Origin of the sequence: Mucisphaera sp., from assembly GCF_965279675.1 — a bacterium.
Classification (GTDB): Bacteria; Planctomycetota; Phycisphaerae; order Phycisphaerales; family Phycisphaeraceae; genus Mucisphaera.
Genome location: NZ_CBDIIJ010000002.1, coordinates 2353341 through 2375042 on the forward strand (window position 1 = coordinate 2353341; position 21702 = coordinate 2375042).

General features: G+C 64.4%; 20 protein-coding genes and 1 tRNA gene. 12 read left to right on the top strand and 9 right to left on the bottom strand.

Translation table 11 applies throughout. The annotated features are described in order from the left end of the window. Positions 1-8 precede the first annotated feature (8 nt). The 3 genes from ACQZAB_RS10120 to rfbD are packed head-to-tail and all read left to right on the top strand — an operon-like array spanning position 9 to position 2024. Positions 9-632: an isopropylmalate isomerase gene (locus ACQZAB_RS10120; RefSeq protein ID WP_428389396.1), complete on the top strand. Its 624-nt coding sequence runs from the start codon at positions 9-11 to the stop codon at positions 630-632. Continuing rightward, positions 622-1185 carry a dTDP-4-dehydrorhamnose 3,5-epimerase gene (rfbC, locus tag ACQZAB_RS10125; RefSeq protein ID WP_428389397.1) on the top strand — a complete coding sequence of 188 codons (564 nt, stop codon included), beginning with the start codon at positions 622-624 and terminating at the stop codon, positions 1183-1185. Before ACQZAB_RS10120 ends, rfbC begins: the two co-directional genes overlap by 11 nt. A 5-nt stretch (positions 1186-1190) precedes the next feature. Further along, positions 1191-2024 (top strand): dTDP-4-dehydrorhamnose reductase, encoded by an 834-nt coding sequence (gene rfbD, locus ACQZAB_RS10130; RefSeq protein WP_428389398.1) that lies wholly within the window; start codon positions 1191-1193, stop codon positions 2022-2024. A 9-nt stretch (positions 2025-2033) separates the two neighbouring features. On the opposite strand, the gene ACQZAB_RS10135 is transcribed toward rfbD, so the two are convergent. From ACQZAB_RS10135 to ACQZAB_RS10145, 3 genes are read right to left on the bottom strand one after another with little or no spacing between them, the layout of a single operon-like run. Continuing rightward, positions 2034-3821 carry an SLC13 family permease gene (locus tag ACQZAB_RS10135; protein WP_428389399.1) on the bottom strand — a complete coding sequence of 596 codons (1788 nt, stop codon included), beginning with the start codon at positions 3819-3821 and terminating at the stop codon, positions 2034-2036. Positions 3822-3825: 4 nt separating this feature from the next. Further along, on the bottom strand, positions 3826-4464 hold the full coding sequence (gene cysC, locus ACQZAB_RS10140) for an adenylyl-sulfate kinase (RefSeq protein ID WP_428389400.1): 639 nt from the start codon (positions 4462-4464) through the stop codon (positions 3826-3828). A 3-nt stretch (positions 4465-4467) separates the two neighbouring features. Beyond that, entirely contained in the window at positions 4468-5472 is a 1005-nt protein-coding gene (locus tag ACQZAB_RS10145; protein ID WP_428389401.1) for a 3'(2'),5'-bisphosphate nucleotidase, read from the bottom strand. Between the two features lie 163 nt (positions 5473-5635). On the opposite strand from ACQZAB_RS10145, the gene cysD reads away from it, so the two are divergent. Further along, positions 5636-6580 (top strand): sulfate adenylyltransferase subunit CysD, encoded by a 945-nt coding sequence (gene cysD, locus ACQZAB_RS10150; protein WP_428389402.1) that lies wholly within the window; start codon positions 5636-5638, stop codon positions 6578-6580. Between the two features lie 17 nt (positions 6581-6597). Continuing rightward, on the top strand, positions 6598-8586 hold the full coding sequence (gene cysN, locus ACQZAB_RS10155; RefSeq protein ID WP_428389403.1) for a sulfate adenylyltransferase subunit CysN: 1989 nt from the start codon (positions 6598-6600) through the stop codon (positions 8584-8586). Positions 8587-8592: 6 nt separating this feature from the next. Here cysN and ACQZAB_RS10160 read toward each other — a convergent pair whose 3' ends face one another. From ACQZAB_RS10160 to ACQZAB_RS10180, 5 genes are read right to left on the bottom strand one after another with little or no spacing between them, the layout of a single operon-like run. Continuing rightward, positions 8593-9768 (bottom strand): glycosyltransferase family 2 protein, encoded by a 1176-nt coding sequence (locus ACQZAB_RS10160; protein ID WP_428389404.1) that lies wholly within the window; start codon positions 9766-9768, stop codon positions 8593-8595. Beyond that, positions 9765-10976 carry a glycosyltransferase family 4 protein gene (locus ACQZAB_RS10165; protein ID WP_428389405.1) on the bottom strand — a complete coding sequence of 404 codons (1212 nt, stop codon included), beginning with the start codon at positions 10974-10976 and terminating at the stop codon, positions 9765-9767. Before ACQZAB_RS10165 ends, ACQZAB_RS10160 begins: the two co-directional genes overlap by 4 nt. Further along, a complete protein-coding gene (locus ACQZAB_RS10170; RefSeq protein WP_428389406.1) occupies positions 10973-11575 on the bottom strand; it encodes a D-glycero-alpha-D-manno-heptose-1,7-bisphosphate 7-phosphatase in 603 nt (200 codons plus the stop codon). The genes ACQZAB_RS10165 and ACQZAB_RS10170 overlap by 4 nt, the downstream gene beginning before the upstream one ends. Beyond that, on the bottom strand, positions 11572-12642 hold the full coding sequence (locus ACQZAB_RS10175) for a glycosyltransferase (RefSeq protein ID WP_428389407.1): 1071 nt from the start codon (positions 12640-12642) through the stop codon (positions 11572-11574). The genes ACQZAB_RS10170 and ACQZAB_RS10175 overlap by 4 nt, the downstream gene beginning before the upstream one ends. 11 nt (positions 12643-12653) lie before the next feature. Next, positions 12654-13979: an O-antigen ligase domain-containing protein gene (locus ACQZAB_RS10180; protein ID WP_428389408.1), complete on the bottom strand. Its 1326-nt coding sequence runs from the start codon at positions 13977-13979 to the stop codon at positions 12654-12656. Between the two features lie 98 nt (positions 13980-14077). On the opposite strand from ACQZAB_RS10180, the gene ACQZAB_RS10185 reads away from it, so the two are divergent. Beyond that, a tRNA-Lys gene (locus ACQZAB_RS10185) sits at positions 14078-14150 on the top strand. A gap of 59 nt (positions 14151-14209) precedes the next feature. Beyond that, the gene (locus ACQZAB_RS10190; protein WP_428389409.1) at positions 14210-15226 is read left to right on the top strand and encodes a dipeptide epimerase; all 1017 of its coding nucleotides are present in this window, start codon (positions 14210-14212) and stop codon (positions 15224-15226) included. A gap of 15 nt (positions 15227-15241) precedes the next feature. Here the strand turns inward: ACQZAB_RS10190 and ACQZAB_RS10195 are convergent, their stop codons facing one another. Further along, a complete protein-coding gene (locus ACQZAB_RS10195) occupies positions 15242-16318 on the bottom strand; it encodes a Gfo/Idh/MocA family protein (RefSeq protein ID WP_428389410.1) in 1077 nt (358 codons plus the stop codon). Positions 16319-16425: 107 nt separating this feature from the next. Here ACQZAB_RS10195 and ACQZAB_RS10200 point away from each other — a divergent pair, with 107 nt between their 5' ends. The 5 genes from ACQZAB_RS10200 to ACQZAB_RS10220 are packed head-to-tail and all read left to right on the top strand — an operon-like array spanning position 16426 to position 21672. Continuing rightward, positions 16426-17361, top strand: a complete 936-nt coding sequence (locus tag ACQZAB_RS10200) for a hypothetical protein (RefSeq protein WP_428389411.1) — start codon at positions 16426-16428, stop codon at positions 17359-17361. Between the two features lie 56 nt (positions 17362-17417). Then, positions 17418-18119: a MotA/TolQ/ExbB proton channel family protein gene (locus ACQZAB_RS10205; protein ID WP_428389412.1), complete on the top strand. Its 702-nt coding sequence runs from the start codon at positions 17418-17420 to the stop codon at positions 18117-18119. A gap of 27 nt (positions 18120-18146) precedes the next feature. After that, positions 18147-18632 (top strand): ExbD/TolR family protein, encoded by a 486-nt coding sequence (locus ACQZAB_RS10210; protein WP_428389413.1) that lies wholly within the window; start codon positions 18147-18149, stop codon positions 18630-18632. Continuing rightward, entirely contained in the window at positions 18629-19105 is a 477-nt protein-coding gene (locus ACQZAB_RS10215; protein WP_428389414.1) for a biopolymer transporter ExbD, read from the top strand. The genes ACQZAB_RS10210 and ACQZAB_RS10215 overlap by 4 nt, the downstream gene beginning before the upstream one ends. Continuing rightward, positions 19102-21672 (top strand): hypothetical protein, encoded by a 2571-nt coding sequence (locus tag ACQZAB_RS10220; RefSeq protein ID WP_428389415.1) that lies wholly within the window; start codon positions 19102-19104, stop codon positions 21670-21672. Before ACQZAB_RS10215 ends, ACQZAB_RS10220 begins: the two co-directional genes overlap by 4 nt. Positions 21673-21702 lie beyond the last annotated feature (30 nt).

The window sequence follows — 21702 nt, forward strand, 5'->3', positions numbered from 1 at the left end:
CGCCGTCGTTGTGTCCCCAACTTTTCATCGCGCAGGCGCAGGATGCCGGCTGGCACTTCGGCCTGCACGACCCCAGCTTCGAGGGCTGGGCCATCCTGATCGCCTATGCACTGGCCGCCGCTATCACTCTCCAGGCAGCAGCGGGTTCTACGGGACGCGACGCCTTCTTCTGGTGGATCGTGGCGGGCCTGATGGCGTTTCTCTGCCTGAACAAGCAGCTCGATCTCCAGTCCCTCGTAACCGACTGGGGGCGCTCACTGGCTAAAGAGCAAGGCTGGCTCGATCGGAGGCGATCTCTGCAGGCAGGTTTTGTGCTCGGCATCGGTATCCTGATGTTTATCGTTGCCGCGGGCATGCTCTGGTTCATGCGGCGTTCGCTCTGGCGGCTGAGACTCGCGATCCTCGGGCTGACGTTCGTGGCCGGCTTTGTGCTGGCCCGTGCGGCTTCCTTCCATCACCTCGACAGCTGGCTCGGCACGCCCATCGATCCGGGCAACTACTTCAGGTACAACGCCCTGTTTGAACTCCCGGGTATCGTGCTGATCGCCATCGCCGCACGTTTACACGTCCGCGCAACGAACAAGCCTAAATCTTCACCCAACCCGAGGCACAGGTCCACCCATGCAGATTGAAGCCACCCACATCCCGGACGTCAGGATCATCACGCCCAGGAAACATGGCGACCATCGCGGCTTTTTCATGGAGAGCTTCAGCGCTCCGCGGCTGGCCGAGGCCGGGATCACTGACGTCTTCGTGCAGGACAACCATTCGCTCTCCGCAGCCCCTTACACCCTACGCGGCCTCCACTGCCAGACCCCGCCCCACGCTCAGGCCAAGCTCGTCCGGGTCACGCGCGGCCGCGTCCTGGACGTTGCTGTCGATGCCCGCAAAGGCTCGCCGACTTTTGGGCAGCATGTGGCTGTGGAACTGAACCCCGACAGCGCCCGCCAACTCTACGTGCCGTTCGGCTTCCTGCACGGATTTCTGACCCTAGAGCCCGACACCGAGTTCCAGTACAAGGTCAGCGACATCTACGCCGGCGACTGCGATACCGGCGTCCGTTTCGACGACCCCGATCTTGCCATCGACTGGCAACTGGGCGGCCGATCACCGATCCTCTCCGAGAAAGACCAGAAGCTTGTGGCCTGGCGGGATTTCGACTCGCCCTTTGTCTACGAAGGCTGATCCTCATGCGTGTCCTGCTCATCGCTCCTAACGGCATGCTCGGCCGAGCCTGGAAGCAGCTGCTCGAAGCCCAGGCGATCGACCATCAGGCGGTCGCTCGGCCCGATCTGGACCTGGCCGACCCGCGCAGCATCCACTCGGCTGTCACGGCCGACTTCACACACGTCGTCAACGCCGCCGCCTGGACCGATGTCGATGGCGCTGAGGAGCACGAAGCCCGGGCGACACAGATCAATGGCGACGCCGTTGCCGAACTCGCCAAAGCCTGCAAGACCCGGGATGCCCAGCTCATCCACTATTCGACCGATTACGTCTTCAACGGCCAGGCCACCAGCCCCTACCCGATCGACAGCCCCCGCGATCCGGTCAACGCCTACGGCCGCTCCAAAGCCGCTGGTGAAACCGCCATCGAGGCCTCCGGTGCCCGCCATCTGACGCTGCGCACGAGCTGGGTCTACGCCCCCTGGGGGAAAAACTTCGTGCTGACCATCCGAAAGCTCGCCGGCGAGCGTGACGTGCTTCAGGTTGTCGCCGACCAACGCGGGCGTCCCACCTCTGCGCAGCATCTGGCCAAAGCTTCGCTCGACCTGATGCGCGCGAAAGCCGAAGGCTATCTGCACGTGACCGATGGGGGCGAGGCCACCTGGCACGACCTCGCCGTCCACGTCGCTGAGCGCTCTCATTCGCCCTGCAAGATTCTTCCCTGCACAACCGACACGTTCCCGCGTCCAGCCAAACGGCCCGCCTACTCCGTACTCGACCTGGCACCCACCGAAGCCATCATCGGCCCCATGCCCTCTTGGCGAGATAACGTGACCGCCGTGATGAAGCAGCTCTGAGCCTACATCTCAGAAGGGCCAGACCATCGGAACCAGCAGGACCGTGATCACCAGCAGCAGCACCGTCAGGGGCAAACCGATCCGCGTGTAATCCGTGTATCGATACCCGCCCGGACCGTAGATCATGAGGTTGGTCTGGTAACCAATCGGCGTCGAGAAGCTCGCCGAAGCCGCGATCATGATGGTGATCAGAAACGGCATGGGTGACAGCTCCATCGCCTCGGCACTCGCTGTGGCGATGGGGTAGACCAGCAAGGCCGCCGCGACGTTCGTCATCAACTCTGTAAACAGGTTGGCGAGCACGAAGATGATCGCCAGCGCCAGCAGTGGGTTGCCGCCCGTCAACGACATCATCGCATCGGCCAGCCCATCGGCAGCGCCCGAGGCCGCCACCGCCGACCCGAGGCCCAACGCGGCGCCGATGACCACCAGTACCTGCCAGTCGATGGACGCCCTCGCCTCACTCGCCGTACAGCAGCGCGTCAACCACATCAAGCCAGCGGCCAGCATGGCTCCATGAAGCATGCTGAGCAGCCCCGTGCCGACAAGCACCACGAGCAGAGCCAGCACCCCGATCGCCAGCCAGGCCCGTTCATGCCTGACGATGGTCGACTCCTCGATCGGGCTGACCAGATAGAAATCCTGGCTGTAACGTCGCTCATCGACGAAGCTCGAAGGCGCTTCCATCAGCAGCGTGTCGCCGGGCTGAAGCACGATGTCGCCGATCTTCTGCTGCAGCCGCTGACCGTCGCGGGCCACGGCGATCACCGCCGCGTTGTAGACCGAGCGAAACCGACCGTCTCGAATCGTCTTGTTTACCAGCGGGCAACGGCTGGAGACAACCGCTTCGATCAGCCTCCGCGACGACCGGGGCGCGTCGAGCTTGAAGACCTGATGCTCAGCAGGAGCCAGCCCCCGAATCTTCCGAAGGTCGACCACCGAAGCCACCATCCCGACGAAGACCAGCCGGTCGTTGGAGGCCAGCTTCTCGTTCGGGCCGACCGCTGCCATCGACGTACCGGCGCGGTCGATCTCCGCCAGATACAGGCCGGGCAGATGACGCAGCCCGGCCTCCTCGATCGTGCTCCCCACCAGCGGGCCATCCGGTTCCACGATCATCTCGACCGCGTACTCCCTGGCCCCGTTCTCCTGCCGCAGGGCCGGCTGACGATCGGGCAGCAGCCAGCGGCCCACCAGCAGCAGGTAGGCCAGCCCCGCCAACGCACAAGGGAGCCCAACCCAGGCGATCTCGAACATCCCCAGACCACTGCCGATCGATGGGTCTTCGAGCATCCGACCGTGCACAACAAGGTTGGTCGAAGTGCCGATCAGGGTGCACATCCCGCCAAGCATCGCCGCATAACTCAGCGGGATCATCAGCCGTGACGGGCTGACGCCGATCTTCTTCGACCAGTCGCCCACGATTGGCAGAAAGACCGCCACCACCGCCGTGTTATTGAGAAATCCCGAGAGCAACGCCGCGGGCGGCATCAGCCGCGACTGGGCCGCCAACGCACTCTTCGGCAGTCCCAGAAACCACCGCGCCATCATCTCCGCCGCCCCGGTATGACGCAGCCCCGCTGCGACGATAAACAGCATCGCAATCGTTATCAGCCCGGGATTCCCGAATCCCAGCACGAGATCGCCCGCGTCCGGCATCCGATCGCTAAACAGCGACAGACTCGCCAACAAGACCACCGTGCCCAGCAGCACCACATCAGGCCCGGTCAGATTCCAGGCCAGCGCGAGCATCATCAGCCCGAGCGTTCCAAGCGTGATCCAGGCTTCCCAGGGCATGGCTTTAAGATCGGTCCGTCGAAGCGTCCACGTTCAGAAGCCCACGGCGCTCGAGATCGCCGATCACCGCGGCTACCTCCTCCTCCAGCGTCATCCGATCGGTATCAAGCACCAGCTCCGGCGTTTCCGGCTTTTCGTAGGGTGAACTGATGCCCGTGAAATCAGAGATCTCCCCCGCACGAGCCTTCCTATAGAGCCCCTTAGGGTCACGGCTCTCCGCGGCTTCCAGCGAACAATCCACCAGCACCTCGATAAAGGCCAGCCCCGCCGAGGCATGCAGCTCACGCACTTTCCGCCGATCCTCACGAAAAGGGCTGATGAAACTGGACAACACCAGCACCCCCGCATCGGCAAAGAGCTTCGCGACCTCGCCGATCCGTCGGATGTTCTCGACCCGGTCTTCTTCAGAAAACCCCAGGTTGGCATTGAGCCCCATCCGGACGTTGTCGCCATCGAGCCGGTAGCAGAGACGACCCCGCTTGATCAGTTCGGCCTCCACGGCCACCGCCACCGTGCTCTTGCCGCTGCCCGAAAGGCCCGTGAACCAGATGGTCGCCCCATGCTGGCCAAGCAGTCGCTCGCGATCGGCTCGGGTCACCTCTCCGCCATGCCAGGTCACGTTGGTCGCGCGTTGATCAGACATCATTCACTCCGCGGGCAGCGTAGCAACGGCATTCACCGCCTCGATCACCCGATCGTGCTCAAAGCCCAGACTCCCCGCGATCCCACGGTTGGCCGTCAAGGCACGACCGAGCGAGAAATCCAGCGGCTGACCGAGCACATCGGTCACGGTCCCACCCGCCTCCTCCACGACGATCGAGCCCGCCGCGTGATCCCAGATCTTCTCCCGGTAGCCCGGCCGTGTCGGCATCCGCAGGTAGATCGACGCCAGCCCGCTCGCGAGCGCCGCGTACTTGGCCTGGCTGTCGATCCGGTAGGGGGGTTCGGTGACACCGAGGCGCTCGGCGATTGCCGCCGCCTGCCCCTGATCGCTATGCCCCGACTCCACCGACTCGCAGAATCGCAGCGGGGCATCCTCGATCGCTTTCAGGTCCCGTGCTTCAAGAGAGCCGTCTCGGCCCAAGGCGTACCGCGCGACCCCGCCTCCACGTCTCGCGGCCAGCAGCGTCCCTAAGCCCTGGCTGTCCGGCATCTCCAGATTCGGGCAGGCCAGCACCCCGAGGACCACCTTGCCCCCTTCAATCAAAGCCAAAGCGACCGCGTACTGCTCACCCCGCAGAAATCCCTTGGTCCCGTCGATCGGGTCCAGCGTCCAATATGCCCCCTTGCCCGCCGTGATCTCGACCGACCCCCGATCGATCCAGGCCAGCACCTCCTCTTCGCCGCAGTCCCGCCCCAGCGACGCCGAGACTTCCTCCACCACGGCTTCCCGGGTGCTTCTTTCCTCGTCGCTCCGCAGTTCGTCCGCAGACTCCTCGCCGACCACCGCGGTCACGCTCGGATGAGTCGCCAGATGCTGGCAAACAAGGGCCTGAGAGGCAAAATCAGCGACCGTCACCGGGCTTTTGTCCCGTTTTTCAAGGGTCTGAGGCGTCACCCGCCTGGCCTGAACCCGCTGGCAGGCCTCCGCTGCCAGCACCGCCGCCTCGATGGCCAGCCGGTAGGTCATCTCGTCCTGTGAAACGCTCAAGCGATGCTCCTGTTCCCAGCCGGCTCGATCTGGACGCCGCCGAGCCACAGCCGCGATCCGGTCGCTAATCTGTAGGGTTCTCGAAAAACGCCGATGAACCCCTAACGGGGATCGTAACACCCACAGCCCACCGAGTGCCGCGAGCCAGAGAGACCGACACCCCTTGACCGACACAGCCACCCCAACCAGCCAACACCTCGATGCTTATCGGCTCACCCACCTCCGCACGCTGGAGGCCGAGAGCATCCACATCATCCGCGAGGTCGTCGCCGAGTTCGACAAGCCCGTGATGCTCTTCTCGATCGGCAAAGACTCCTGCGTGATGCTCCACCTGGCACGCAAGGCCTTCGCCCCCGGCAAGCCTCCCTTCCCGCTCCTGCAGATCGACACCGGCTGGAACTTCCAGTCCATGTACGACTTCCGCGACAACTACATCGCCGGCGAACTCGGCCTGGAAGTCCTGGTCCACATCAACGAGGAAGGCGCCAAGCAGGGACTCAGCCCCTTCATCCATGGCAGCAAAACCTTCACCGATGTCATGAACCTCGGCGCTCTCCGCCAGGCCCTCGACAAATACGACTTCGACGCGGCCTTCGGCGGCGGACGCAGGGACGAGGAAAAGGCCCGAGCCAAGGAACGTGTCTACTCCTTCCGTGACGAGAACCACCGCTGGGACCCCAAGAATCAGCGGCCCGAGCTCTGGAACATCTACAACGGCGCCGTCCACAAAGGCGAGCAGATCCGGGCCTTCCCGCTCTCCAACTGGACCGAGCTCGACATCTGGCAGTACATCCACCTGGAGAACATCCAGCTTGTCCCGATCTACTTCGCTTCCGAGATGGATGTCGTCGAGTTCGAAGGACAACTCATCGGCGTCGACGACGACCGCGTGCCCGAAGACCTCCTCAAGCAGAAACGCAAGGAATGGGTCCGCTTCCGCACGCTCGGCGACTACCCACTCTCCGGTGCCACCCCCAGCAAAGCTGAAACACTCCCCCAGATCATCCAGGAAATGCTCCTCGCCACCCGCTCGGAACGCGAAGGCCGCGTCATCGACAAGGACCCCGGCGCGAGCATGGAAGAAAAGAAACGCCAGGGCTACTACTAGCCGCTGAATCACCGCCCATGACCACCAGCCCCACCGATCCCAACCCATCGTCCAGCTACGCAGCCCGCGAAGCCGATCGCATCGCTACCGATATCGACGGCTATCTCAAGCAGAACGAGCGCAAGGAGATGCTCCGCCTGCTCACCTGCGGCTCTGTCGACGACGGCAAGTCCACGCTCATCGGCCGCCTGTTGTATGACTCCAAGATGGTCTACGAAGACCAGCTCGCCGCTCTCCAGGCCGACTCCGATCGCTACGGCACCACCAACACTGATTTCGATCCGGCCCTTCTCACCGATGGCCTCAAGGCCGAGCGAGAGCAGGGCATCACCATCGATGTCGCCTACCGCTACTTCTCAACCGCCAAGCGCAAGTTCATCATCGCCGACACCCCCGGCCATGAGCAGTACACCCGCAACATGGCGACCGGCGCGTCTAACTGCGACCTCGCCATCATCCTCATCGATGCCCGCCACGGCGTGCTAACCCAGACACGCAGGCACTCCTTCATCGTCTCCCTGCTGGGTATCCGACACGTGATCGTCGCCATCAACAAGATGGACCTTGTCGAACACAGCGAAGAAGTCTTCGACCGCATCCGCTCGGAATACACCGACTTCGCCGCCCGGCTCGACCTGCCCGACATCCGCTTCGTGCCGATCGCCGCGCTCCACGGCGAGAACGTCGTCAACCCCTCCGAGAACATGACCTGGTACAAGGGCGCGACCCTGATGCACCTCCTTGAAACGGTGCACATCGCCTCCGACCGCAACCTCATCGACCTCCGCTTCCCGGTCCAGATGGTCAACCGGCCGAACCTCGACTTCCGCGGCTTCTGCGGGACCCTCGCCTCTGGCATCGTCCGGCCCGGCGACGAGGTCATGGCCCTCCCGTCTCGCCAGACCTCGAAGGTCAAGAGCATCGTGACGTTCGAAGGCGAGATCGATGAGGCCTTTCCGCCCATGGCGCCCACGATCACCCTTGAAGACGAGATCGATATCTCCCGAGGCGACATGATCGTCCACCCCCGCAACCTGCCCCGCATCGCCCGTCACTTCGAGGCCATGCTTGTCTGGATGACCGACGAGCCCATGACCCCCGGACGTGGCTACCTCATCAAGCAAACCCACAAAGTCGTCCCCGCACGCATCAGCGACCTGCGCTACAGCATGGACATCAACGCCCTGAGCCGTCAGGACGCCGACCAGCTCGAACTCAACGGCATCGGCCGCTGCCGGATCACGACGGATGAGCCGCTTATCTATGACCCCTACAAGACCAACCGCACCACCGGCTCCTTCATCGTCGTTGACCGCCTGACCAACAACACCGTCGGCGCTGGCATGATCCTCGACGTCTCCGCCGAACTCAGCGAGAAGGCCGAAGAGCACAAGACCGTCATCCAGAGCCCCTTCGTCGTCGGCAAGACCAGCGACATCACCCCGATCGAGCGAGCCCGCCAGCTCGGCCACCAGGGCTTCACCCTATGGATCACCGGCCTCACCGGTGCCGGCAAAGGCGCGCTGGCCTACGCCATCGAACGCCGACTGTTCGACCGCGGCTGCGCCGTCCACGTCGTCGATGGCGGGAGCACCCGACTCGGCCTCAGCCGAGGACTCGGCTTCGACGCCGATGACCGCACCGAGCACACCCGCCGGGCCGCCGAGGTCGCACGCATCTCCAACGACGCCGGACTCATCACGATCGCCTCGTTCCTCTCGCCCAGCGCCGCCGACCGCGCAATGGCCCGCGAACTCGTAGGCGCCAGCCGTTTCGCAGAGATCTATCTCTCCGCCCCGCTCGAATACTGCAGGCAACGTACCGGCTCCGACTTCTACGCCCAGGCCGAAGCCGGAAAGATCCAGGACGTCGCAGGCGTCAACGCGCCCTACCAGGCACCCACCGCACCGGACCTCGACCTGCCCACCCACGAACTGGACCTGGATGCCTGCGTCGAACGCGTGATCTCACTCATCGAAGCCCGCGGCTGGTTCGATGCGAAATAAGCCCGGTCAGTCTCGCTCGGTCCGCACCCACGCCGTCTGCCTGGCCACCACATATTTCACATACACCGGGATCTTCCAGAGCACGTAGCCCGGCACCGCCAGCAGATCCATCAGCCGCACCCGGCCCGCACCATCCCGGATCACCGCCACCACAACGGTCAGGCCAAGCAGAAAACCCCAGACGAGCAGCAGCGTGCTCGCTGATTCCCCCTCGCCCGTGATGGCCCATACCAGCAGACTCAGCAACAGGGCCGCAACCCATCCCATACACAGCATCGCCAGCGGGGGCACCGCCAGATCGATGCCCATCACCACCAGCGAGGGCCGACCGCTCAGAAGCCCGCGCACGATCAGCCCCGGCGCTCGTTTGAGCAGCGTGTTGAGGTGACCATGCTCCCAGCGAGTGCGCTGCGTGGCTCCAGCATCGTCACTCCCAGCCGCCGGACTCGTCACCAAAGCCGCTTCACACAGCATCGGTGCATGCCCCTGCCCCGCCAGATTCAGCCCCAGCTCCATGTCCTCGACCAAATCACCAGATGCCCAAGGAACTAGTTTGACCACTGCCCAGGGGAACGCCATTCCGGTACCCGTAAGCTGTGTCGGTAAGCCCAGCCGTGCAAGCCCACGCGCACGAACCAGGTTCTTAAAAAGAAACGCAAGCACCGAAATACGTGTCTTTAGTCCAGCTCGATGAGATGGATCCATCAGATAGACGGCTTGTGCAGGACACGACGTCACCTCAGCCTGACGAGCAATGGTTCGCAGTGCACCCGACACGACTTCGCAGTCCGCGTCCACCACGATCAAAATGTCAGGTGGTCGCTCAGCAAGTCGCTCAATCCCGAATGCCAGCGCGTAACCCTTCCCCCGCTCGCTGGCGTGCTGACGCTCTATCACTTCAGCGCCCGCTTCACGAGCCAACGCAGCCGTATCATCGGTGCAGTTGTCCGCGATCACCATCAGCCGATCGACTGCCCGCAGTTGCTCACGCAGCGACCGCACCGTGTCAGCGATCCCGCCAGCCTCGTCATGGGCAGGCACCAGCACCGCGATCGGCCCGGGCTCTCTCCGATCGGAATCAACACTCTCAGGCAGCAGAAAACCAGCCCACGCCTCGAAGACCACCACCGCGATCCCCATGACCACCGGAAACACCACAAACAGCAGAAGCCAGGCGATCATGACGATGCACGCCCCCCGAACCGTTCGAAGGCCGTAGCCAGCGTTCGTGCTTCCTTGCTGGCGTCGTGACGCTCAAGCACTGCCTCACGCCCTTTCTCGCCCATCGCGCTGAGTTGCTCCTGGTCACTGGATAGCAACGCGACCAGCGCTTCGGTCAGTGCCTCCACATCACCCGCCGGCACCAGCCAGCCGTTCTCCCCATCCTCGACCAGCTCAGGGATCCCCGCGATGTAGGTGCTCACCACCGGCCTCCCGAGTGCCATCGCCTCCATCAGCACCACCGGCAACCCTTCGGCAAAACTGGGCAGAACCAACGCCCGGCTCGACTCGATCTCCGATCGAACTCGCTTGGCATCGACCCAGCCCGTGATCGTCACGAGGTCATCAAGCGCCAGCTCCCGGACGCGCTGTTCAATCACCCCGCGCATCTCGCCGTCACCCGCGAGCACCAGCTCGACCTCCATACCCCTGTCACGAACACGAGCGATGGCTTCCAGCAGCAGCAACTGACCCTTCTGCTCACACAACCGCCCCACACACACCAGCCGCGGACGCTCAGGCAAAGGCACAACCTCGGCCTCCAGAAAGAGGCCATCGAGCCCGCAGTGCACCTCGAAGATCTTCCCCCATGATTCGGCAGCCATCCACCGCATCAGTTGGCTCCGGCAGTAAGAGCTGATCGCCACCACCCCCTCGGCCGCTACCAGCTTCCTGGGAAGCCCGATCGCCGCCACCTTGTCGAAATCCTCCGGCCCGTGAACGGTAAAGCTCCAGGTCGGCCCGCCGAGCATCCGAGTGAGCAAACCCACCGTCGCCGAATTCGTACCGAAGTGAACGTGCAGGTGATCCACCGGACGCTCTTCGAGGTCGGCCACCAGCCTGGCCGCTTCCATCAGATAAATCAGATGCCGCAATACCCCGCGATCCGACTTCCAGCCCATGCCCAACGCCGTGAGGCTCGCCCGCGTCCACCGAATCGGATGCCTGAGCTTCCACCAGGCAGCGACCAGAAGCAGGTTCCAGAACCCGCGCAGCAAAACCGTCGTTCGCTCGGCCTCGGCACGATCAGCTTCATCCACCAACGAATCGGTCTGACGAACCGAGTAACGATCCACCCGATGCCCAAGCGCCTCCAACGCAGCGATCTCCCGCCGGATAAAGCTGTGACTGACCTTCGGATACTGATTAACGAGGTAAGCGATCTTCATCCGCAGCCCTCCGACCGTGACAGAATCACATCCGCCGCCTCACGCAGCGTACCCACACGCGCCGTAGCGATAAGCCCAGAAGCCGCCGGCTCCCGTCGTCCACCAGTGTCCACCAGCACCGTCCCCTGGCACCCGGCATGACGCCCGGAAACGACGTCGCGCTCGGCATCACCCACCATCCAACTCCTGGTCAGATCGATCCCGTGCTCCCTGGCCAAGGTCACCAGCATCCCCGCTCCGGGCTTGCGCTCAAAATGCTCGACCACCCGCCGATCATCCGTCGCCGGTGCCGTCCCGCTGAAAGCCATCCCGACGAAGTGAATCCCATGCGGTTCCAGCAGTTCGGCCGTCCGCCGATTACATCGCTCGGCGTCCTCAGCCGTCATCCACCCGCGCCCGATGCCAGACTGATTTGTCACGATAGCCAGCAGATACCCCGCATCCCTTAACCGCCGCAGACTCTCCACGGCATCGGCCTGCAGCGCCACTCCATCCGGATCGGCCAGGTAATCGCGATCTTCGATCACCGTGCCATCCCGGTCCAGAAAGACAGCACGCTGCCCGCCCACCACCGGCCAGCCTGGACCTCTGCTGCTCAACCCTCACCTCCCAATCTCGAAACAGCCACGGGTCGGTCATACTCGATCAGCCCCGTCCGTCGACCCCGCAACCGATTCAGCAGGTAGGTCATCCCGCCAAGTAGTTCTGGGTACTTCCCCAGCATCAGAAAGTACGCATACAACCACGACCGCCGGCCCAGCCGATGCCGGAAAGCCATGACGATCCTGACATAAGCCAGCAGGTGAGCCAGCAGCAGCCCAACGACCAGAACCCACCAGTAGCCCCCAGCCACCAGCGACATGACGAGTCCGAGCAGGAGCATGACCGGCATCACACCGGCCCAGAACATAAAACGCAGCACGGGACGCACCTCATGACGCTCCGGCCCGAAGCCGTGCATCGCCATCCCCTCCGCGTAGGCATGACCGGTCCGCTTCGACCGCTTCCACCACTGCGAAAAGCGCGTGATCGCTGAATCATGCTTCGTCATCGGATCAGACAACTGCAGCACCTTCCAACCCAGGGCTCGGATGCGTATAAAAAGTTCGGCTTCTTCCCCAGCGATCAACGACGGATCAAAGCCGCCAACCTCGGCAAACACCTCGACACGCATCATCACATCCCCACCCGTCGACTTCACCTCGCCCAGCGGCCGATCCCATTCCACCTCCGCCAGATAGTTATAAATCGAAGCCTCCGGGAACAACTCCCGCCGCCGACCCGAAACCGCCGCGACCGAAGAGTGCTCGTCCAAGGCCCCCGCCGCCCGCGCGATCCAGCCCGTCTCTACCTCGCAGTCACCATCCACAAATTGCACGTAATGCAGACCCGGGTAGAGCTCGATCAGCCTCGAAAACCCCTCGTTACGACCACGCGGCATCGTGAACGGCTTCGACAAATCCAGTTCGTGCACCTCAAAGCCTATCGACTTCGCAAACGCCACCGAGCCATCGGTCGACCCCGAATCCACATAGACCAGCCGCTCGATACGCTGGTCGGCAAGCGACTTCAAACACCGCTCCAGCCGCTCACCCTCGTTACGCCCGATCACCACCACGCCAACCGCGTCCGCAGTTTCCTTGCCTGAGTCCGTCACCTGATGCATCGCTGGATCACTCAAGCCCTTCGCCCCGGTTTCGGAATCAGCGTCGACACGCCGATCAGCGAGCCGAGCACCAGCGTATAGACCGGATTCACCATGGCGTTGAGAATACAGTCCACCTGGTAAAGCAGCACTACCACCGTCAGGCCCGCGAAATACGGCACCCAATCCAACTCCCATAGCTGCGATCGAACCCGACGCAGCAGCACCCAGCCCGGGTAGCTGAACGCCAGTGTGAACGCACCCAAAGACATCAGCCCGTTTGTGCCTGCGATAATGATCCAAAGACCGTCGGTTATCGTGATGTCACGGCCATCTTCGCTCCTGACGCGATTCCTGCCCCACCCCCCCCAACCGAACAGCGGACGCCGCATCGCATGCTCACTGAGCTGGTCCTCATTCGTCATCCGCGTGCTCAGTGACCCGATCCGTTGATCGGAGAAAAAAGGATCGGCCCAGGCAACCACGGCCCCGCCCGAGACTATTCTCGGGTAGCGAACTCCGTAATACAACGCTGGCCCGAGCACGATCGCCGCCAGCAGCAGCACACGAAGCATCGGTTGTTTGAATAACAGAAGCATCATCCCTAGCGCCATCAAAATCCACGCGCCGGTCGACTTGCACAAAATGGCCGTCACGGTCATGAAGGCCGCCAGCCAGCCCATCGGGAAACCCGCCATCTGTTTGATCGCCCCGCTACGCCAAAACCACAACGCCAGCAAGGCGCTCATACACATCCACATGCCTACCATCAGCCCGTGCTGCATGAAGACCACCGGCCGCCAGCCACCCATCCGGAATGTCTGGCCGAAGCTGTGCTGATGAAAGCCGTAAACCATCGTGTGCAGCTGTGGGCTCATCCGGATCTCGTACAGACACAACGGCACGTAGATCAGCCCGCCGATCACCAGCCCCCGGGCCAGTTCCTTCATCCCCTCCGTGCTGCTGAAGTAGGCCCGCCCGATCAGATAGGGCAGCCCCCAGGTCACAATCTGGCTGATGGTCGCCGACATCCCGTCGTATGGGCCCAGACCGTTCGTGACCGAGGACACAAAAGGCGACAGGCAGAACACCACAAACGGCAGGTCCACCCATCGGGGCTTGAGCCGAAGCATCGTGTCCGGGTCAAACAGCAGCGAACCCAGCAGAATCCCCATGCACGTCGCCGACATCTTCGTGTAATCAGGCAGCCCCGGCAGCGGATAACCCGTCATGGGCAGCATCAGCCAGCCCAATAAAATCGCCCACACCACAGCCCGCCGAGCGGGCAGGGTCACAAACAGGACCAGCACCGCCGGGATCCAGGCGATCATCACAACCTGAGCAATCGCATTGCCCATAGGCCTCCTATCGTCTACTCAGACAAACAATCACGCATCAGGAGGCTCCAGCGCCCAAAACATCACCTTTGTCCGATACAATTCCCGCCCACACCCCCGACCGGGTAGCTCAGTCGGTAGAGCATCGGCCTTTTAAGCCGCTGGTCCTGGGTTCGAGTCCCAGCCCGGTCATTTAGCCCCAGACACCTATCACCTACGCTCACCAGGCACCCGGAGATCGCCTCCCGATCATGCAACTGCGGATTCACCCCCTCGATCTCCCCCTCCGACATCCCTTCCGCGTCGCCCATGGCGTCCGCTCCGAACAACACAACCTCGTCGTCGAACTCATCGACGGCCCCTTCCATGGCTACGGCGAAGCCGCTGCCATCCCCTACTACAACGTCTCCCAGCAATCGATGACCCAGACCCTCGAACGCTGCCGGGAACAGATCGAATCAACCCCCTGGCAGACCCCCGAGCAGCTCTGGCAGGCCCTCCGGCCGGCCTTTGGAGAGGACCGTTTCGCTCTCGCCGCCGTGGACGAGGCCGCCCACGATCTCTGGGGAAAACGCCTCGGCAAGCCCGTGCACCAGTTGTGGGGGCTCGATCCCGCCAACATCCCCGTGACCGACTACACCATCGGCATCGACACCATCCCGAAGATGGTCGCCAAGATGAAAGAGTTCGACGGCTGGCCGGTCTACAAAATCAAGCTCGGTACCGACGACGACCTCGCCATCGTCCGCGAACTCCGGCAGCACACCGAGGCCACCTTCCGCATCGACGCCAACACCGCATGGACCGCCGAGCAGACCATCGACCTCTCGGGACCGCTCAAGGAACTGGGCGTCGAGTTCCTCGAACAACCCCTCAAAGCCGACGACTGGGACGGCATGGAACGCGTCTACGCCGAATCAGCCCTGCCCGTCATCGCCGACGAGAGCTGCATCGTCGAAGACGACGTCGACCGCTGCGCCCCCTGTTTCCATGGCGTTAACGTCAAGCTGCTCAAAGCCGGCGGGATGACCCCTGCCAAACGTATGCTCGACCGAGCCCGCCAGCTGGGACTCAAAACCATGGTCGGCTGCATGACCGAAACCTCGGTCGGCATCGCCGCCATCGCCCAACTCCTCCCACTGCTCGACTACGTCGATATGGACGGCGCCCTTCTGCTGGGAGAAGACCCCGCCGAAGCCGCCACCATCGAGCGTGGCGTCGTCACACTCCCAAACCGCGCCGGCAATGGCGTTCTCTGGAAACGTTGACCGGGCCCGAGAGCATCAACCGATGCTGACCTCGACCCCGCCACTCTCCGCCGAACGATAAACACCATCCAGCATCTGCTGAACCATCAGCCCGTGCTCAGCCGGCGCCATCGTCTCCGCACCCTTGCTCACGTGATCCACAAAATCACGCAGCTTCAGATCGAAGTACTCCGGGAAGCTCACACTCTTGATCCAACCCGGCTTGATATCGAGCATATGGCCATGATCGTCGGTACGGATCACCGGCTGATCCCACGTCGCACCACCCTTGGTACCCATGATCTCGAAGTCCAGCTTGTCCTCGGTGTGCGCCGCGAAGCTAGCCTCAATGTGAATGGTCGCACGATTCTCAAAACGGATCGTACCCACCGCGATGTCTTCCACCGTGTAGGTCTGGTAGTCCCAGCTGCCCCACGGCACGTGGATCTTGTCCGAAGGCTGATCGCCGATGTACGTCCGGCACATCCCCGTCGCCGCCACCGGCTTAGGCGAACCCATGACGTAATGACACTGCTCGAGCATGTGCACCCCGATGTCGATCATCGGCCCGCCACCCTGCAGGTCCTTCCGCCCAAACACGCCCCAGTTCGGAATCCCACGCCGACGCATCGCCTGAACCCGCCCGAAGAAAAGGTCGCCCATCACCCCATCATCCACCGCCCGCTTGAGATACTGCGTCCGCGGATCAAAACGGAACTGGAAGCCGATCACCAGCTTCTTACCCGATGCGTTCGCCGCATCGATCATCTCCTGAGCCTGCTCCGCCGTCATCGCCATCGGCTTTTCAACAATGACATGCGCGCCCGCCTTGCTCGCCGCAATCGCGTTCGGAGCATGCAGCCCATTAGGCGTGCAGATGCTCACCGCGTCCGGCTGAACCTTCGCCAGCATCTCCTCGTAATCGGTAAAGCAGCCCGTTACCGGGATGTCATAATCCTTGGCCCGCTGAGCCATCGTCTTCTCGCTGATGTCCGCCAGAGCAACGAGTTCAACCTCGTCCTCCATCTTTTTCAGAGCATCCAGATGACGAACGGCAATCCCGCCAGCGCCAATAATCGCAAACCGCAGCTTCTTTTCGCCCGATGAGGACATAACAAATATCTCCAACCCTTCGATCCGCATCGACCTCAGGGTCGCGAAGTATCGGGCTCACCGGCTCTCACTGCAAGCCAAGCCCCGCTGACGCACAATAACACCCGATGAGCACGTCCTCTCCTGCCACCGCCAGCACCCGACTCCGCAGGGCCATCGAACCCTGGGCCATCTCCGCCGCCGTCCACGGCATCCTCGCCCTGGCCCTGGTCTATCTCATCCAGATCGCCCCCCTCGACCCCGAAATCCCCACCACCACCGCCGAACCCGCCGAAACCGTCGTCATGCTCGCACCCGCCCCAGCGCCCCTCGACGCCCCGCCCATCACCGCCGAACTGACCGAAAGCCTCGGCACCCCACTCTCCGACAGCATGGCCCTTGCCGTCGCCCCGGGACCTGCACCCGGCGCCGTCGCCGCGCCCGGACTCTCCGCCGCCAGCATGACCCCGCCCAGCCTCGGCTCACCCGACCTCCTCGGCTCGGCCAACCCCGGAGCCGCCTCCTTCTTCGGCATCGCCGCGCGATCTAGCAAAGTCGCCTACGTCGTCGACGCCTCCGGCTCCTCCGCCGCCGACCTCCCCCAGATCCTCGCCGAACTCCGAAACGCCATCTCCGGCCTCGACCCCAGCCAGTCCTTCACCGTGCTCATCTTCGCCAGCCGCGGCCTCGTCGAAGCACCTCCCGAAGGACTTAAGCCCGCCGACCCCGCCACCACCGCACGCATCCGCGCCTGGCTCACCAACGACACCGCCGCCATCCGCCCAGGCGGCCGCTCCGACCCCATCCCCGCCTTCGAACGCGCCCTAAACCTTGGCGTCGAAGAAATCCTATTCCTCTCCGACGGTCTCGCCGGCTCCATCGGTGCCGAACAGATCCTGCCCCGCGTCGCCGCCGCCAACAACGGCCGCGCCGTCATCCACACCATCCACCTCCGACCCCAACCCGAGGACGAAGGCCCCAACTCGATCATGGCCCGCATCGCCGCCGCCCACAACGGCAACTACCGCATCGTCCAACCCGATCCCGAACCCCTCTTCCCCTAAGGCCACACAACCGCCGTTAACATCCGAGTGCCCAACGCCTCAGGAGACCGTTCAGCATGACCCATCCGCTCGTGACACTCATCGCCCAGGCAGAACAGGCCGAACCCGGCTCGGGCGTCACCATGTTTTTCATTGCAGGCGACAGCTTCGGCCAGGTCATCCTCGCCATCCTCTGGCTCATGTCCTTCACCGGCGTCGCCATCGCTATATGGTCCTGGACCCGTGCCCGATCCGAACTACAGATCCCCCGCAACGCCGACAGCCTCCTACTAGCACCCGCCCGCCGAGGTGACGCCCGCGAAGCAAGATCCGCCGCACAGAGCCTCAAAGGCGTCTTCGGCCGCCTCACCCGTGCCGTCACCACCGCGCCCGATGGCGAAGCCGCTCGCCACGCCGCCGACGAAGCCGCAGCCATCGAGTGGCAACGCCTCTCAAAACCCGCCGAACTCATCGCCCTCATGGGACAGGTCGCCCCCATGGTCGGCCTCTTCGGCACCGTCTACGGCATGATCCGAGCCTTCGTCGCCCTGGTCGAATCCGGACCCGCAGGCGGCGGCGATCTCAAGCTCGCCGCCGGCATCTCCACCGCCCTTGTCACCACCTTCTGGGGACTGGTCGTCGCCATCCCCGCCTCGATCATCGCCCAGATCCTCCTCTCCTCGATCGAACAGAAACTCTCCGAAGCCCTCGCCATGGCCCAGCGCCTCTCCGGCCTCCTTCAGGCCGGCGGCGAAACCGACACCACCACCCAGGCCTAACCCCGCCCGCATCCGAGGACGCCACGCATGAGCGGTTTCAACCGCCATTTCGACCGCAAGCCCCTCTCCCTGCCGCTCACGCCGCTGGTCGATGTCGTCTTCCTGCTCATCGTCTTTCTCATGCTCGTCGGCACCCGCTTCGAAACCGGCGCCGATGCCGCCCGCCTCCCCGAACTCGAACTCACCGCCCAGCCCGACTTCCAGCCGCCCGAGCAGTACGTCATCGATGCCTACGCCGGTGCCGACCCGTTTGATACCGCCCAGGCCACCCTCCGCTACCAGTCGCTCGAAGCATCCTTCGACAACGCCGCCGAGATCGCCGCCGCCGTCGCCGCAGACCGATCCCGCACACCAGGCGTCCCCGTCCTCCTCCGCGCCGATGCCGACCTGCCCATGGCCACCGCACGCACACTGCTCAACACCCTCCGCGAAAGCGGCATCGAAGCCATCCGCGTCGCCGCCACCCGGCCACGTACGGAGGCCAATGCAACGACGGCAGGGGGGCAACCATGAAGCACCGCACCACCCGCTTCAGCAAACCCCGCTCCGGCATCACCGCGCTGCCCGTCGCACTGGTCGACATCGTCTTCCTTCTGCTGATCTACTTCGTCGTCGCCCTAGACATCACCCCCGACCGCGCCGAACTCGACGTACCCATCCCCTCCTCCGATCCCGCCGCCGCCACGCCCGAACGGCTCCCGGTCCAGCCCGTGCGCATCACCGTCGTCGCCACAGCCGACGGCTGGGGCGCCAGCGTCCCAGGCCGCCTTGGCTTTGTCACCGATCTCGAAACCTTCCAAACCTCCGTCGAGCGCCTCGTCTTCAACCCCAACGGCTCCTCCGGGCCCGGCTACATCATGCCCACCGACCCTGTCCTGCTCAGCCTCAGCGACGGCCTACCCTGGGGGCTCGCCGTCAACCTCGCTGACGCCGCCAGACTCGCAGGCCTACGCGCCGTCGCTCTCGATCCGGAGCCACAGCCGTGATCGATCGCCTCTGCAGAGTACTCATCCTCATCGCCTGCCTGCTGACACCCGCTGCTGCTCAGGACCTCTCTATCGACGACCTCGCCGAACGCATCGACCAGAGCCGCCAGCAGGTCACCAACCCCAACGCCGCCCCACAGGACCGCGCCGCCGCAGCCCGCGCCCGCATCGACGCCCTCCGCCAACTCGTCCTGAACTTCCCCGACGCCGAAAACCACCCCACCAACCTCGCCGACTGGGCCGAGGCCGAACTCTACGAAAACCTTGGCGCCCTCCAGAGCCTCGCCATCCCGGCCCACGAGTTTGGCGTCACCTCGCCCGCCCAACGCCAGGCCCTCGCCGACGCCATCCCCCTCATCATCCAGCAGATCGAAGCCTTCGATTACGACAACGAAACCGTCGAAGCACCCCTCCGATGGCGCCTGCTCCTCTCCCTCGCCACCGCCGGCCACGCCGCCGGCTTCCTACCCGGCGTACCAGCCAACCAACACCGCTCCGACGCCCTCGCCGCCCTCGACCAGATCATCGAAGAACTCCAAAACCGCCCCACGCCCCCGCCCGTCACCATCCTCCAGGCCCGCATCCAACTCGGCCTCGGCCATCCACAGGCAGCCCTCGATCGCCTCGCAGACATCCTCCAGGCCGATCCCTACCCCGACGACGGCCCTCACCGCCTCGCCCTCCTCACCGCCGCGCAGGCCCTGCGACAACTCGACGACCCCGCCAGCAGCCAGACCATCCGCCGCCTCGAACGACGCCTTAACCGACCCGAGGACGCAGCCTGGCGGCTCCTCGTCGCCGACTGGCACGTCGCCCCGCTCCGCCAAACCGGATCGACCCTCGACATCCTCGACCGCTACCGCCCCCTCACAGCCGGCGGGCCCGGTGTCGAATGGATCCGCGCCACCCTCGCCGAACGCTGGCTCAACCAGTTCGCCGACGACACCACCGAGACCCTCGCCCAACTGCCCCTCTGGCTCCGCAGCCAGATCCTCGAAGCCGCCTGGTCAAGACTCCCCGTGCACCCGGTCGAAGCCCTCGCCTTCGCACCCACCTCTGTACTCACACCCGACCAACTCGATCGCGTCGGCTGGGTCGCCCGCATCGCCCAGACACTCGCCGAAGACCCAAGCCTGCTCTCCGCTCCCCGCGCCGAAGCAGCCCGCATTCAGACCCTCGCCACCTTCGCCGCCTCCCAGCGCACCGCCGAAGACGCCATCACCGCCGCCGATGAACTCCTGGCCCTCGCCGATCAGAACAACCGCTCACCCCTCGCCGTCACCGCCAGCCTCAACGCCGCCGACCTCCTCTGGCCTCACCAGAACACATTCCTCACCGACGCCGACAACCCCATGCCCCTGCGCCTCGCCACATCCCTCCAGACCGTCCTCGACCGCAACCCGATCCTGCTCACCGACACACCCAACCACATCCTCATGGCCGCGCACCACTTCGACCGCGCCAGCACCCCGCCCGATGAGATCGCCGCCTTCTACCGCAGCGTCCCACTCGAAGCCTCCGGCTACTGGCAGGCTCAACCCCTGCTCCTGCTCGCTCTCCGCAAGGGTGCGATCGAGTCCGGCGATCCCCCCGTCCGCCGCCGCTTCCGACAGCAGCTCCAGGTCGAACTCGCCCGCATCGACGCCGAAGCACCCCGACAGATGCAGAACCCCGATGTCACCGCCGCCCAACGCGACGGCGCGCGCACGGCCCTGTTCCGCGTACGCCTGATCCGAGCCCAACTCGCCGCCGACCAGTCCGACTACCCCGTCGCCGAGCGCTGGCTCGACCAGGCCCTCGACACCGACGCCCGCCCCGGTGCCCGCCTCGAAACCGCTGTCCTCCGCACACGCTTCCTCCTCAACCAGAACCGCTTCACCGACACCGCCGATCAGCTCGACAGCCTCCCACCTGACGCCGAGCCCGTCCGCCGACTCGCCATCGATCTCCTAAGCGCCATCGAAGAGCGCCTCACCCCCGTCGCCGCCCTCGAACTCGACCCACCCGAACTCGTCGCACCCCCTCCCCCAGCCGATCCCCAGCTCCTCGCCTTCGCCCGGCGCGTCGCCGCTCGCAGCACGGCCAACATCGACCCCGAGGAAGCCGAACCCACCGCCAGAGCCGAACGCTACGCAGCACAACTCCTGCTCGCCTGCGTCCACCTGCTCGAAAACAACCCCCGAGCCGCCGCCGAAACCGCGGAGTCCCTCATCGACGCCGACTTCGCTACTCCCGAGGCCATCGAACTCGCTCAGGTCGCCCGCATCCGGGTCGGCGACCACGCCTCACTCTCCGCCGCTGCACTCCTCGCCGACCGCATCATCCAGGGCTACGACGCCCCACCCTTCCCGCCCCGCTGGTGGCGCTCCTGGCTACGCCGTCTCCTCGTCCTCGAACGCCTGCAACTCGGCGTCGCCCAGATCGCCCCCCAGGTCCGACGCCTCGAACGCATCAATCCCAACCTCGGCGGGCCCGAACTCCGACCCCGCTTCCGCGACCTCGCCGACCGAGCCCTGAACCCCGCCCAACCGACCACCCCGCCCGACGGGCTACAATCCTCCCAGTAATCCAACTAAATCAGACCATCGAGCCCAGAG

Excerpts from the sequence above, each read along its gene's own strand:
- rfbC (WP_428389397.1), top strand. The coding sequence starts at position 622 with ATGCAGATTGAAGCCACCCACATCCCGGACGTCAGGATCATCACGCCC.
- rfbD (WP_428389398.1), top strand. The coding sequence starts at position 1,191 with ATGCGTGTCCTGCTCATCGCTCCTAACGGCATGCTCGGCCGAGCCTGG.
- ACQZAB_RS10135 (WP_428389399.1), bottom strand. The coding sequence starts at position 3,821 with ATGCCCTGGGAAGCCTGGATCACGCTTGGAACGCTCGGGCTGATGATG.
- cysC (WP_428389400.1), bottom strand. The coding sequence starts at position 4,464 with ATGTCTGATCAACGCGCGACCAACGTGACCTGGCATGGCGGAGAGGTG.
- cysN (WP_428389403.1), top strand. The coding sequence starts at position 6,598 with ATGACCACCAGCCCCACCGATCCCAACCCATCGTCCAGCTACGCAGCC.
- ACQZAB_RS10160 (WP_428389404.1), bottom strand. The coding sequence starts at position 9,768 with ATGATCGCCTGGCTTCTGCTGTTTGTGGTGTTTCCGGTGGTCATGGGG.
- ACQZAB_RS10165 (WP_428389405.1), bottom strand. The coding sequence starts at position 10,976 with ATGAAGATCGCTTACCTCGTTAATCAGTATCCGAAGGTCAGTCACAGC.
- ACQZAB_RS10175 (WP_428389407.1), bottom strand. The coding sequence starts at position 12,642 with ATGCATCAGGTGACGGACTCAGGCAAGGAAACTGCGGACGCGGTTGGC.
- ACQZAB_RS10180 (WP_428389408.1), bottom strand. The coding sequence starts at position 13,979 with ATGGGCAATGCGATTGCTCAGGTTGTGATGATCGCCTGGATCCCGGCG.
- ACQZAB_RS10190 (WP_428389409.1), top strand. The coding sequence starts at position 14,210 with ATGCAACTGCGGATTCACCCCCTCGATCTCCCCCTCCGACATCCCTTC.
- ACQZAB_RS10195 (WP_428389410.1), bottom strand. The coding sequence starts at position 16,318 with ATGTCCTCATCGGGCGAAAAGAAGCTGCGGTTTGCGATTATTGGCGCT.
- ACQZAB_RS10200 (WP_428389411.1), top strand. The coding sequence starts at position 16,426 with ATGAGCACGTCCTCTCCTGCCACCGCCAGCACCCGACTCCGCAGGGCC.
- ACQZAB_RS10205 (WP_428389412.1), top strand. The coding sequence starts at position 17,418 with ATGACCCATCCGCTCGTGACACTCATCGCCCAGGCAGAACAGGCCGAA.
- ACQZAB_RS10210 (WP_428389413.1), top strand. The coding sequence starts at position 18,147 with ATGAGCGGTTTCAACCGCCATTTCGACCGCAAGCCCCTCTCCCTGCCG.
- ACQZAB_RS10215 (WP_428389414.1), top strand. The coding sequence starts at position 18,629 with ATGAAGCACCGCACCACCCGCTTCAGCAAACCCCGCTCCGGCATCACC.